This is a genomic window from Syntrophales bacterium (assembly GCA_023229765.1).
In the GTDB taxonomy this organism is placed as follows: domain Bacteria; phylum Desulfobacterota; class Syntrophia; order Syntrophales; family UBA5619; genus DYTH01.
The window spans coordinates 41,116-53,618 of the sequence record JALNYO010000022.1 but is presented as its reverse complement, the minus strand read 5'-3'; the positions used below and the strand labels follow the sequence as shown (position 1 = coordinate 53,618).

Here is a 12,503-nt window from a genome sequence, read left to right as displayed (position 1 = left end):
GCCGGGGTCGGACCGACGTAGTAGATTATCTGGCCCTTGACGTCGATAGGCAATTCCTTGCCCGCATTGACAAGCTCGATCATCCGCTTGTGGGCAGCATCCCTTCCCGTGTAGATAATGCCGGAAATAAGAACCTTGTCGCCTATTTTCAATTTATCAGTATCTGCATCGGTCAAGGGTGTTTTCAGCCGAATTTCGTTTGCCATGCTCTTCCTCCCTTAGATAGTTGCTTCCTTATGCCTGTTTTGATGACACTGAACATTCACCGCCAGCGGGAGGCTGGCGATATGGCAGGGTTCAACCTCGAAGAAAACCTCGAGCGCCGTGGTCGTGCCGCCATAACCCATAGGTCCTGTCCCGAGTTTATTGATCAGCTCCAGCACCTCCCGTTCGATCGCGGCAATCTTGGGATCGGGGTTGCGCTCACCCACCTTGCGCAGCAATGCCTTCTTGGCCAGGATGGCCGTTCTCTCAAGCGTTCCGCCGATCCCCACGCCGACAATTACGGGCGGACAGGGGTTGGAACCGGATTCCCTGATCCGGTTGACGATGTAATCCTTTATCCCTTCGACACCCGCCGAAGGGGTCAACATCTGGACGCGGCTCATGTTCTCCGCCCCGCCGCCCTTCGGGACGGCCATGATTTTGATTTTGTCTCCGGGGACAATATCGTAGTGGATGATGGCCGGGGTGTTGTCCCCCGTATTTTTTCTGGTAAAGGGATCGCAGGACGATTTTCGCAAATATCCGTCTTTGTAGGCCTGCCTCACGCCTTCGTTGAAGGCGTCTTTGATGTTCCCGCCCACAACGTGGACATCCTGACCAATATCGACGAACAGGACAGCGAGACCCGTATCCTGGCAGAGCGGATATTCGCCTTCTGCGGCAATCCTGGCGTTTTCCTTAAGTTCCGTGAGAACTTCCCTGGCGACGGGCGATTCATCGCTGGCAATCCCCCGATCGAACGCAGCTACGATATCCTGCCCCAAATGGTAATTTGCATCTATCAGTAAAGTTTTCACAGTTGAAACTATCTCACTGATATTGATATCTCTCATGGTCTTCTCCTGTTTATTAAACCTCAATACATGGCATTAAATACGCCTGCGCTTAAAACGGTTAAATATTCACACCTGACCCTGCCGCTTTCCGCCTAAGATCATGCTGCATATTCTCTCTTCCATCCTCTTTCGATAGTATTCAAATCCGGGAAGTATGGCGGAAGATAATCGAGCTGAAAGATATCTTGATGCCCTGTCAACCATGGGGTTAATGCCTTGGCATGGTGCCACCGGGCGTTATCCAAGATACCAGACATTGTGCGATCACGCTTCCTGAAAGGTACTATGGCGTATTTTTACATTATGTTTCGTGTAAATTTGTTTATAAAATCCCAGTTTAGCGGAATGCCGAGACCGATACCGTCGGGTACGTCCATGAACCCATCGGCCACGCGCGGCGGATTCTTCATAATATTGCGCCAGAGTGGATCGCGTTTTTCATTGGCAAAAATTTCCACAGGAGCGTTGAGTTTCACCACGGATAAGGTGGTAAGTGAGACCTGTGGCTCTTCGTGATGCCCCATGATGACGCCGTGCTGTTCGGCAAACTCGGCCACTCTCATCCATGCGGTGATGCCACCCACCAGAGTCATATCAGTGTTGAGCTGATCCACGGCTCCGTAACGGACCAAGTCACAACTCCTGTACTGGGAGATGTCGCCTTGTCCGGCTACAATGGGAATCTTTGACTCCTTACGTACTTCGGCAAGCCCGGTCAAGCAGTCGTACCATTTAACCGGTTCTTCCAGCCAAGCCAGTCCCAGATCGGAAACCTGCCCGCAGAATGTCTTGGCTTGTGAGACTGTCCAGCCCTGGTTCACATCCACGGCCAGCATGAAATCCTTGCCCGCCGACATCCAGGCTGCATTGATCCGCGCTAAATCTTCCTCAAAAGTAGCTCGCCCGACTTTCATCTTCAGCCCGCCCACACCGAATTCACGAAGTTTCGCGGCTTCATCGGCTGTTCCCTGGGGATCATTTGGGTGATAGTAGCCACCTATGCTGATGACAGGCAAGCGTGTACGCTTTGCTCCGCCAAGCAATTCGGTAACCGGTTTATTCTTGAGTTTGCCGAGTCCGTCCCAAAGCACCAGGTCGACTAGTGACAAGGCCTGTTGCTGAATTCCGTGGCGCCCCATATCCAGATCAATCAGAGCCCGGTACCCGAGGTCGATAGGTAAATTCATTAGATCATCGTAAACTTTAGCAATATCTTCCCGGGAATCGATGTCTCTGCCAACCAGGAAATGCTGGAACTCCTTGTTTATCAGTCCCACGACCCGATCCTGTTCCATGTCTTCGTCACCGCCGTAGGTCTCACCCGTAACGCCGTTTTCAAAAACCACCACAGTGACAATGGTGTCGCGGTTGGACACCTGATATGTGCCAGCACGGAAAACATCTTCTAACGGGTAATGAATCGGAATGGCTTTAAGTAATTTGATGCGCATCAGAATCTCCTTGAAATGTCTCTGTCAAACGATTCTTCTTTCCTCAATATTCCTTATCGACAGAGGATTTACATTCACGCTCCCTGAAATTTCATCGGTTCCGTTTCATAAAGATTATTCCCGAAGCAGTCAATAGCCACAATTAACGGAAAGTCGACGATTTCCAATCTTCTTATCGCTTCGGTTCCAAGATCCGGATAGGCAATGATCTCAGCCGTCCGTATTTTCTCCGAAATAAGGGCGCCGAGCCCCCCGAAAGCAGCAAAATAAACAGCTTTATACTTTCGTATTGCTTCAATGACTATTTTCCCCCGGTTTCCCTTACCGATCATGCCTTTCAAACCTTTGGCAAGAAGATCCGGCGTATAAATATCCATCCTTGAACTGGTCGTTGGTCCTGCCGACCCCAGTGCAAACCCCGGTTGGGCCGGGTTTGGCCCCACATAATATATTACTTGTCCAGAAACATCAAAAGGGAAAGGGTTACCTTCCTGAAATAGGAGGGACAAGCGCTTGTGCGCTGCATCCCGCGCTGTGTAGATTGTTCCAGAAAGCAAAACCCAGTCACCCGCCTTCAATTTCTCTATTTCGTCCTGTACGAGAGGAGCGTGCAGGGAAATGTAATTTGGCATAGTGGATAATCCCCTTCATTTATTGTTTCAAAAAGTTCCTTGGTTTGCTTAAAGGCTTTATAAAATGACCTCTTTGTGGCGATGGCTGTTGCACTGGATGTTTACGGCGACTGGAATGCTGGCAATGTGGGTGGGAAATGTCTCGATATGAACATCCAGGGCGGTAACCTTACCCCCTAATCCTTGAGGACCGATCCCTAATTTATTGATTTCATCTAACAGCGTCCTTTCCAGACCGGCAACAACTGGATCCGGATGACTGCTACCCAGAGGCCTAAACAAAGTTCTTTTTGCCATAATTGCGGCTTTCTCCATGGTTCCTCCGATTCCGACACCAACAATAATCGGGGGACAGGGGCTTGATCCGGCATTTCTGATTGTTTCAATAATAAAGTCCATAACTCCTGACATTCCCACCGACGGAGGAAACAAGACCACCTTGCTAAAATTTTCTCCGCCAAAACCCTTGGGGATCACGTTAAGCAGAAGCCTTGACCCTGGTACAATAGTCACATGAATAATGGCAGGGCTGTTGTCCCCTGATACTTTCCTCGTTATGGGTTCCACCACGGAAGAACGAAAATATCCTTCCAAGTATCCCCGGCGTACCCCCTCGTGAATAGCTGCGTAAAAATCCCCCCCTGTTACGTGGACATCCTGCCCCATGTCGGCAAAAACAACGACAAGGCCCGTATCCTGGCAAAGAGCAAGTTTTTTCTCTCGGGCAACTCTTGCGTTTTCGAGCATCTGCTGGAAGATCTCTTTGCCTATAGGAGATTCCTCGGCATTCATTCCTTCTTCATACGCTTTCAGGAGGTCCTCTCCAATATCTGTGTTGGCCTCAATGCACAGATCTCTTACTGCCTGAATAATTTTCTCTGTTCTGATTTCTCTGATCATGCCATGAATTTCCTTTTCAATACTCTTACTTCATTAGCAATCTTGGTAAGTACAGGCTTAACGACGGCCAGTACGTTACAAGCAACAAAAAAATCACGGAAAGTACGATAAAGGGGAAAACACCCCGAACGACAGTGGACAAAGGCGCCTTGCTAACATTTGAAAGGACATAGAGATTCAAACCCACTGGTGGCGTAATCAGGGCAACTTCCATATTAACGGTCATAATGATGGCAAAATGGATCGGGTCTATACCAAAGGCATGGACCATAGGCAACAAAATCGGCAGGGTGATCAACATAATGGAGACAACCTCGAGAAACATCCCCAAAATGAGAAGCATGATATTAACAACAATCAGAAATCCCCACCAAGGCAATTCATATGTCTTTACATACTCAACAAGTTGTGCTGGAATTCCTTCCTGAGTCAACCAGGTGCCAAAAACGATTGCCGTGGAAATGATAAACATGATCATCGCGGCAGATTTCATAGACTCGGCAGTGATTTTTACCATATCCCGAATTCTACATTCCCTGTAGACAGCCAGACTTACAAAAATCGCAGCAACCGCGCCCAGAGCACCCGCCTCTGTAACTGTAACAAACCCGGTATAGATGCCCCCGATGACGACTACTGGAATACACAGAGCGGGCAGCGCTTTAAGAAGAGCCGAACTGATCTCTTTTCCACTTTTAAGTTTATCTCCCCGGTAGTTCATCTTTTTGGAGTAATAGAGGATCCAGGCTATATAGATTCCTCCCTGGAGGAGCCCCGGGAGGAAACCTGCCATGAAAAGTCTGGGGATGGATTCGTCGGCGATAATCCCATAAAGGATCAGAGGAATACTCGGCGGAATCAGGATTCCCATCGTTCCCGAGGCGGCGACTAGCCCGGAGCTGAAGCTCTGGGGGTATCCCCGGTCCATCATCGCCGGAATAATAATGGTGCCCATCGCCATGGCCGTAGCAACGCTCGAACCACTGATGGCGGCGAAAATCATGCTGGTTAATACGCAAACGATGGCTAACCCTCCCGGGAGGAATCCCACAAGCGCATTGGCCGCATTAATGAGATATTTTGATGATCCTCCCCGAGCCATGAATTCCGCGGCGATGACGAAAAAGGGGATTGCCATAAGCGGAAAGGAGGCTAAGGCGTTGTACATGATTTCGGGAATGATTAAGAGTGGAGTACTCGAAAAAAATCCGAGGGTAATCAGGGAGGTTATTCCCAGCACGAAGGCGATCGGAATTCCACTGATCAGCAAAGCAAAAAATATCAACCCATAAAGAAGAATCATAATCTCGGCTCCTTTGCGCTCAGGACACTTTCGCCCTTTTATCTTCGTGCCCCTTTTTGAGAAATATCTCCGCATCAAATTTGGCGATAAGAAGATATGCCCGATAGATCAGGCTAAGGGAAATCAGGAAACACCCCGCCGGCACGGATAGATAGGCAATCCATAAAGGGAATCTCATCCGTGTAGTGGACCGTTCATCCATGCCAAAAGCCACTGAAACAACCTGCATTCCGTAGAATACAATGATCAGGCAGAAAATAAGACCCAGAACTGTTGTGACAATGGCAACTTTTTGCTGAAGACGAGGGGGCAGTTTCTGGACAAGAAAATCTGCCCCTACGTGCTGGTCCATTCTGACAAGTTTGCTGGCCATAATGAAAACCGCCCAGACAATCAAATAAATAATCGTTTCTTCGATCCACTCCGGAGAGTATTTAAAAAAATATCTTGTGACGGTTTGATAAAAAGCGATGGCAACTGCAAAAATGGCCAGGACTCCAACCAAATAAGTTTCAGTGAGATCCCACAGATTCAAAAATTTTTCGAATTTCACACTCGTGCCTCCTGAAAGAAAATAAACAGGCCGATGAATCCAGCCAAAAAACTTTCTTGCCCCGTCCAAAAGCGAGGGCAGAGCAAGAAGGTCCGGTTAGATCTCTGCCGATAATTTCCCTGAAATCTTCAAAGATAATCCTATTTCTTTTTCACGCTATCGTTGACGATTTTTTCAATAGCTGATACCAAGGATGTATCCAGTTTCAATTCTTTGACAATGCTAGCTTGTGCGGTCATAGCCTTTTCTCGCCACTTCATCAGGTCCGCCTCGGGAGGATCATAGATTTGGACGCCGTTTTTCTTCAGGATCGTTTCGGCGTTTCTCTGCTCATTATCGACGATTTCTCTTGCTTTTTCAATGTGCTCCTCCCATGTATCCATCATGATCTTTTGAAGGTCCTTGGGGAGCTTATTCCAGAAAATCATGCTGACCACGGGAATGTTGTGGAGGTAATACTCGTGGTCTTTGGTTATGAATTTCAACCCTGTATCCCACAATTTCGCGCTTTCAAAACTTTTGAGAGTCGTGAGACAGCCGTCCGCTGTTCCCTGAACCATCGCCATTGGAAGGTCGGGCCATGGAATTAGAATTGGGCTCGCCCCAAATGTTTCCATCCGGATGGCATTTGCCGCGCCGCCAGGATGGCGAATCTTTAGCCCGCTGAAATCCTTCCAGTCTTTAATGGCTTTACTTCTTGTCCCCGTATCCAAATACCCGTGATACGCCCATTTACCCAGCACTTTTACGCCCATCTTCTTTTCGATATCCCGGTTGATCATACCCCCGGCCTCTCCATCCACCAGGTCCTTGGTCACCTTCTCAGGCAACCCGTAGAACATCGGCAAAGCGGTAATCGCCGTGCTCGATGCAACCCCCTCCAACTGCCAGATCCCGGGAAGCCCCATATCCACAGTCCCCATCTTCAGGGCTTTGGGGATATCCTTGTCCTTGTAAAGCTGGGCGCTGTGGAAAAAAAGCGGTTTCAGACGGCCATGGGAATTTTTTGTAAGGAGGTCAATAAAGAGATGGAGACCCTTATTCCTGTGGTGGTTCTCATTTGAATCTACAGAGATTTTGAATTCAATCACTTTTTCTGCCGCAAATGCGGGGTACCCGATCATAACGGCCAGAACAAAAGCAAACACTGCTACAGAAATCCGCTTCATAAACTACCTCCTTTGTTTAATGTCGTTCACTTTTTATCTTTTCCTATCACATCGTTGATCAGACGATCCGTCAACCCTAAATAATTCCTCGGATCAAGAAGCTCAGTAATCTCCGCCTGCGTGAAATATTTTTGGAATTTCGGCGAAGTTGAAATGAATATGTCGAATGGGATTCCCTTTTCGAAGGCCTCCATTGAACTTTCATGGACCATTGACAAACCGGTTTCTTTTTTCCCTGTTTTTTTGGACAAGGCCAGCATGATAGCCTCTGTCATGATCAGCCCGCCACTCATTTTCAGATTTCTTTCCATATTTTCAGGTTTTACCACCAGTCCTTTAAAAATGATCTTTGCCTGGTTCAGCATCGTGCTTGCCAAAAGAATCGTTTCGGGAATAACAAAATCTTCCAAATAAAAGGGACTGTGGTCCCTAAGCTCACGCATGTAAATTTCAGAAAATCCGTTGCTGTTTGAGCGGATCTTTTTGGCAAGCGCTCTTATCATCTCACATCTATTAGGGTTTCTCTTCTGAGGCATCGTGCTGGAACTGATTTGCCTTTCGGTGTCAAAAGGCTCTTCCGTTTGGGCAAATTCGTTTCTCTGGAAGAGGAACAGTTCGTCAGCTATCTTTTCAAAAGAAATGCTCATAAGTGCCAAAAGCTGCAGAAACTCGCTCAGCCGTTCAATTTGGGGCTGTATGTCAATTACTGACGCCTTTAGTCCGAATCTATCCAGAACCATATTTTGCATTTCGTAGCATTTTTCACCGAAAAGAAAATAAAACGATGCAAAATTACCGACAGCAGCAGAAACAGTACCAACAAGAATCCTCTCCCGTGCATTTTGAAATCGATCGATATGTTTTCTAACCATATCGGACCAAATTGCCGTGTTGTAACCAAATGTTATGGGCAATGCCTGCTGACCGTGGGTAATTCCAGGCATGATGGCATCGCGGTATTTATCGGCGAGATTGTTTAACAATAATTTAATTTCGTCCAGATCTTGCTGGAAAATATCCATCGTTTTTTTAAGTCTGTATGCAAGTGTCGTATCAAATATATCCTGGCTTGTTGCTCCGTAATGGAGATACTCACCTGCGCCATTTTCGCAAACCTCCTTGAACGCCCGGATCAAGGATACGCTCGACAACATCGTCTGTGCATATATTGCCGCGACTCTTTCGGGTTTCACAAATTTTGTATTTCCTTTGGCCTTGATTTCGTCAGCTACTGTTTTAGGGATGAATCCTAACTCTGCCTGCACCTCAGCCAAAACAACTTCAAAATCAATCCAATCCTGAATAATCGATTCTTCTTCCCATATTTGACGAATCGTAGAAGAAGCGAAATCTTTACCATAAATCGTTGAATCTAAGATGTGTAGCGCCATAACAGCCTCCATTTCAATAATCGTTGAATTTTGAACAAATTAGAGTAAATGACCCAGTACGTGTTGCTTCAGCTAATCTTCCTTCTTTTCTGGTGCTTTCTCCTTCAAATAATCGACAAATTTGTCAAAGCCCTTGGCAAGATGATCCCTCATTGCTTCTTCCACCGCTTTTTCGTTGATTGGTTTTGTATGAAGTAATTGCAACAGTCCGTTGTGAATGGTTAACGATTTCTCGAAATCATCAGCGTGATATTGAAAATAGAATCGGTGCCTTAATGTTCTCATCCGCAACATGTTCAATGTGTCTATCAGCAGTTGATTGCCACAGGTTGAAATCAAAATATCGTGAAATTCAAAGTGGAATTTCCAAAATAGCTTTGCATCTTTCTGTTGAGCGGCGCTCTTCATATTGGCCAAGATGTTGCCAAGCTCCATCAGTTCGTTTTCAGAAATATGTTTGCACGCAAGCCCAGCGGCCAATACTTCCAAAACGGTTCGAACGGGGAAATTATCCTCAATTTCTTTGAGAGATATTGGCTTTACGAAGGTTCCCTTACGTGAAATGATTTCCACAAAGCCTCTTTTCTCAAGTTCACGGAAGGCTTCGCGAAGCGGTGTACGGCTTATGCCAAATTGCTTCTGCAATTTGGTTTCAATAAGTTGCTCACCACCTTTAAGAACATCATCCAGAATAGCGTTTATGAGGATATTCGATACCTGCTCGACTAACAAAGTAGGCCGGAATTCAATATTACCATTTCCCCTGGTAAAAATTTCTATATGCATTGCTGCCTCTCACTACCCATTTCCTGCATATTGTCCACTGTCGACAACCGACGGAGCTTATATTTAAGAAGCACATCAAATGTCAAGTGATTTTTTATCAGCTTGCAATTACCCATGATTTGATAACTTCACATGCAGGCTTGGCCCTTTTAAAGGCATTCGCTGCTGGTCTGGGATTTTCGGACACGGTTGACCGTAAAGTGAGCACGGACTTACTATTTGATGGCGAAAAGGCACCTTATCGGACACTGAACATAAGGGAAGCCCCGGTGTTTCCCCTGGTGTTCGTAACCAACGGGATTCGGCGACTGTGTGAAAAGATTGGATGTGTGCCTGCTTCCGATGTTGTTGCCCTCAGGAAGATTGCCAAGCACAGTGAGGATGCTGGCATTTACCTGAGTGAATTCCCCGTGTATGGGCCAACCAAAGACCAAATTTCCGGGGAAGGCTGTCAGTGTCGGGGAGTTCTGCCAAGGGAAATAACTGTTTTGCTAACTCTTTATAACGTTCCAAAACCTTTATAAATCTCCGGATCGCCTGTGAGACTGCCGATACCTGAAGACGTCTTTGCGGTCGTTTCCCCTTGAAGTGACATGACAGTGCGCATCGGAATATTCAATTCGTAAAGATCTGACCATTTTAGCTCTCCTTCGCTTCATCAATTTTCGGGAACGCTGTGTCTTGAAGGCGCTATTTTATCAATAGAGTAGGTCTGACACCCCTGTCTTTTCCGTTGGTCGGATTATGTTTGTTCAGATTGTCCTTGCTCAATTTGTATTGGATGCTGTCCACCAGGGCATGCCAACTGGCATCAATGACATTGGTTGAGACGCCGATCGTGCTCCAGAGATCATGGCCATCACGGGAATCCAGCAAAACCCGTACCTTGGCGCCGGTGCCTTCGCTGCTCTCGATAATCCTTACCTTGAAATCCACCAGATGCATCTCGGCAATCTGAGGGTAAAATTTTGTCAATGCCTTCCTTAAGGCGTGATCGAGGGCGTTGATGGGGCCGTTGCCTTCCGCCGCCGTCAGCTCTTCTTCAGCGCCGACCGTTATCTTGACAGTGGCGTGACACTGGGAGGGCGCCTCCTTCGTCTTGGAGTTGATGACCTGAAAACTTTCGAGAGCAAAAGGCGCCTTGAATTCCCCGGTTGCCTTCTTTATCAGCAGCGAAAGCGATCCTTCGGCTGCATCAAACCGATATCCTTCATCTTCCATCCTTTTTACTTCCGCCACGATCCTCCGACTCGTCAGCTCGTCGGTCCCCAGATCAATGCCCATCTCCCGCGCCTTGTATTCGATATTGCTTTTTCCGGCCAGATCGGAAACCAGAACTCGCTGGTGGTTGCCTACCAGCTCCGGTTTGATGTGCTCATAGGCGCTGGCGTTTTTCACGACCGCGCTCACATGAACACCCCCCTTGTGGGCGAAGGCGCTGCGCCCGACGTAGGGACTGTACGGAACGGGAGGGATATTTGCCAAGTCACTGACATAATGGGCCAACTTGGACAATTGGCGAAGCTGATCCTCTGTCAGGCACTGTTTGCCCATTTTGAGCTGCAAGTTGGAAATAATGGTAATCAGGTTGGCGTTGCCGCACCGTTCGCCGAAACCGTTCACCGTTCCCTGCACCATCCTTACGCCGCATAAAACTGCCGCCAGCGAGTTGGCTACAGCCACGCCGCAGTCGTTATGGGTATGAATGCCCAGCCGCTCCGGAGGAATCAATTCGCCCACAGAGTGAATGATTTCCGTGATTTCCTGAGGCATGGCGCCGCCATTGGTGTCGCACAGAACGATCATGTCCGCGCCCGCTGCGGCAGCCGTCTCGATAACCTGCAAGGCGTACCGGGGATTATTTTTATAGCCGTCGAAGAAATGCTCGGCGTCGAAAATCGTTTCCTTTCCCACAGATTTAAGAAAGAGGATGGAGTCACGAACCATGGCAATGTTTTCCGCAAGGGATGTCTGCAAAATCTCATTCACATGCAGATCCCATGACTTGCCGAAAATCGTTACCGTGGGCGTTGCTGCGGCCAGAAGCGCCTGCAGATTGGGGCAATCTTCCGGTTTGCTGTCAGGTTTGCGCGTACTGCCGAAGGCGGTAAGCCGAGCCTGCTTGAATTCAATCTCTTTTGCCAGTTCAAAAAAACGCATATCCTTCGGATTTGAGCCGGGCCAACCCCCTTCGATATAGTGAAAACCATTATCGTCCAGCCGCTGTGCAATGCGCAATTTTTCTTCGGCTGTGAAGTTGATCTGCTCTCCCTGGGTTCCATCCCGCAATGTTGTATCGTAGAGTAACATTTCTGCTGTTGCCATGACTTCTTGCCTCCCCCTTTGATAAAATCCCCGGATAAAAAAATCCGTTACCAGCCCGAGGCCTGATAACGGATCGCATTAAGTTTCAATTTGTTCTTGCTATAACACTACATCGCCGTCAGACCCCCTATGTGGGGGGCCTAATTATGCCTTCCCGGAGAAGGGCGGCCATTTTCCCCGTAACCACGGCGTCGACCGCCGGTACAGTTGTCTGAATGGTGAATAGATTATTCATAGTGGGGGTGTGTTTATAACCTCTTGGCGTCTTTGTCAATGTAATTTTGCGCAGGGGGTGTGCGACAAATTTATGGGTAGAGCAGTTTTTCACCCCTCTTTAGCAAAGAGGGGTTGGGGGAGATTTGATGGAGAATAAATATCCCCTTGCTTTTATTATGAATCCCCCCTGCCCCCCTTTTCCAAAGGGGGAATAAGTTTCTGCAAGTATATGATACCCACATTTTTGTCGCACACCCCTATATGATTTTCGCCTTGACTTGAGCGCCGAGTGCGTATAAGAGTCAAAAATCCGAGTATTCGGGAAAACATTTTCAGAGCGTTGGAGAAGTTTCGTTTGCAGTGGATATGCGACGCAACATATTCGTAATAACTCGAAAATAATTTTAACATGGAGGTAAGTCAATGAGTGAAGAAGTAAAGGCCCCGATGCCGGGCAAAATCCTCGAGGTTCTGGTCAATATTGGAGATCAGGTGAATGAAGACGATGAGCTGATCATTCTCGAGGCAATGAAGATGGAAAATCCGATTTACGCCCCGGTTGGCGGAACCGTCAAGGAAATCAAGGTCAAGGCAAATGATTCGGTTGATACGGACCAGCTCATGATGGTCATCGAGTAGAGAAGACATTTATCCGACAGTAATTTATTGAAGTTGCCCGAAATGGATCATCAGGGCGCGCGCCTTAAAATAGGATG

Annotated in this window: 13 protein-coding genes; 2 read left to right on the top strand and 11 right to left on the bottom strand. The window is 47.6% G+C overall.

Annotation, left to right across the window (positions count from 1 at the left end):
- The 10 genes from M0P74_11950 to M0P74_11905 form a co-directional block, all read right to left on the bottom strand.
- The coding region (locus M0P74_11950; protein ID MCK9364294.1) for a fumarate hydratase C-terminal domain-containing protein at positions 1–206 on the bottom strand (206 nt) is incomplete at its 3' end.
- 12 nt (positions 207–218) lie between these two features.
- Positions 219–1,058 (bottom strand): fumarate hydratase, encoded by an 840-nt coding sequence (locus tag M0P74_11945; GenBank protein ID MCK9364293.1) that lies wholly within the window; start codon positions 1,056–1,058, stop codon positions 219–221.
- A gap of 299 nt (positions 1,059–1,357) precedes the next feature.
- Complete coding sequence (locus M0P74_11940; GenBank protein ID MCK9364292.1) at positions 1,358–2,512, bottom strand: mandelate racemase/muconate lactonizing enzyme family protein; 1,155 nt, start codon at positions 2,510–2,512, stop codon at positions 1,358–1,360.
- A gap of 74 nt (positions 2,513–2,586) precedes the next feature.
- On the bottom strand, positions 2,587–3,144 hold the full coding sequence (locus M0P74_11935) for a Fe-S-containing hydro-lyase (protein ID MCK9364291.1): 558 nt from the start codon (positions 3,142–3,144) through the stop codon (positions 2,587–2,589).
- Between the two features lie 57 nt (positions 3,145–3,201).
- Positions 3,202–4,044: a fumarate hydratase gene (locus M0P74_11930; GenBank protein MCK9364290.1), complete on the bottom strand. Its 843-nt coding sequence runs from the start codon at positions 4,042–4,044 to the stop codon at positions 3,202–3,204.
- A 25-nt stretch (positions 4,045–4,069) separates the two neighbouring features.
- Complete coding sequence (locus M0P74_11925; protein MCK9364289.1) at positions 4,070–5,347, bottom strand: TRAP transporter large permease; 1,278 nt, start codon at positions 5,345–5,347, stop codon at positions 4,070–4,072.
- 19 nt (positions 5,348–5,366) lie between these two features.
- On the bottom strand, positions 5,367–5,900 hold the full coding sequence (locus tag M0P74_11920) for a TRAP transporter small permease (protein MCK9364288.1): 534 nt from the start codon (positions 5,898–5,900) through the stop codon (positions 5,367–5,369).
- Between the two features lie 140 nt (positions 5,901–6,040).
- Positions 6,041–7,069: a TRAP transporter substrate-binding protein DctP gene (gene dctP, locus M0P74_11915; protein ID MCK9364287.1), complete on the bottom strand. Its 1,029-nt coding sequence runs from the start codon at positions 7,067–7,069 to the stop codon at positions 6,041–6,043.
- A gap of 26 nt (positions 7,070–7,095) precedes the next feature.
- Entirely contained in the window at positions 7,096–8,460 is a 1,365-nt protein-coding gene (locus tag M0P74_11910; protein MCK9364286.1) for an adenylosuccinate lyase family protein, read from the bottom strand.
- A 72-nt stretch (positions 8,461–8,532) separates the two neighbouring features.
- Positions 8,533–9,246, bottom strand: a complete 714-nt coding sequence (locus M0P74_11905; protein ID MCK9364285.1) for a GntR family transcriptional regulator — start codon at positions 9,244–9,246, stop codon at positions 8,533–8,535.
- Between the two features lie 86 nt (positions 9,247–9,332).
- On the opposite strand from M0P74_11905, the gene M0P74_11900 reads away from it, so the two are divergent.
- Positions 9,333–9,770: a hypothetical protein gene (locus M0P74_11900; protein ID MCK9364284.1), complete on the top strand. Its 438-nt coding sequence runs from the start codon at positions 9,333–9,335 to the stop codon at positions 9,768–9,770.
- Positions 9,771–9,936: 166 nt separating this feature from the next.
- On the opposite strand, the gene cimA is transcribed toward M0P74_11900, so the two are convergent.
- Positions 9,937–11,571: a citramalate synthase gene (gene cimA, locus M0P74_11895; protein MCK9364283.1), complete on the bottom strand. Its 1,635-nt coding sequence runs from the start codon at positions 11,569–11,571 to the stop codon at positions 9,937–9,939.
- Positions 11,572–12,210: 639 nt separating this feature from the next.
- On the opposite strand from cimA, the gene M0P74_11890 reads away from it, so the two are divergent.
- Positions 12,211–12,426, top strand: coding sequence for an acetyl-CoA carboxylase biotin carboxyl carrier protein subunit (locus M0P74_11890; GenBank protein MCK9364282.1), 216 nt, complete (start codon positions 12,211–12,213; stop codon positions 12,424–12,426).
- Positions 12,427–12,503 lie beyond the last annotated feature (77 nt).

What these genes read in the sequence shown, in the direction of transcription:
- M0P74_11940 (MCK9364292.1), bottom strand. Translation starts at nt 2,512, where the DNA reads ATGCGCATCAAATTACTTAAAGCCATTCCGATTCATTACCCGTTAGAA.
- M0P74_11905 (MCK9364285.1), bottom strand. Translation starts at nt 9,246, where the DNA reads ATGCATATAGAAATTTTTACCAGGGGAAATGGTAATATTGAATTCCGG.
- M0P74_11930 (MCK9364290.1), bottom strand. Translation starts at nt 4,044, where the DNA reads ATGATCAGAGAAATCAGAACAGAGAAAATTATTCAGGCAGTAAGAGAT.
- M0P74_11890 (MCK9364282.1), top strand. Translation starts at nt 12,211, where the DNA reads ATGAGTGAAGAAGTAAAGGCCCCGATGCCGGGCAAAATCCTCGAGGTT.
- M0P74_11925 (MCK9364289.1), bottom strand. Translation starts at nt 5,347, where the DNA reads ATGATTCTTCTTTATGGGTTGATATTTTTTGCTTTGCTGATCAGTGGA.
- M0P74_11945 (MCK9364293.1), bottom strand. Translation starts at nt 1,058, where the DNA reads ATGAGAGATATCAATATCAGTGAGATAGTTTCAACTGTGAAAACTTTA.
- M0P74_11935 (MCK9364291.1), bottom strand. Translation starts at nt 3,144, where the DNA reads ATGCCAAATTACATTTCCCTGCACGCTCCTCTCGTACAGGACGAAATA.
- dctP (MCK9364287.1), bottom strand. Translation starts at nt 7,069, where the DNA reads ATGAAGCGGATTTCTGTAGCAGTGTTTGCTTTTGTTCTGGCCGTTATG.
- M0P74_11910 (MCK9364286.1), bottom strand. Translation starts at nt 8,460, where the DNA reads ATGGCGCTACACATCTTAGATTCAACGATTTATGGTAAAGATTTCGCT.
- cimA (MCK9364283.1), bottom strand. Translation starts at nt 11,571, where the DNA reads ATGGCAACAGCAGAAATGTTACTCTACGATACAACATTGCGGGATGGA.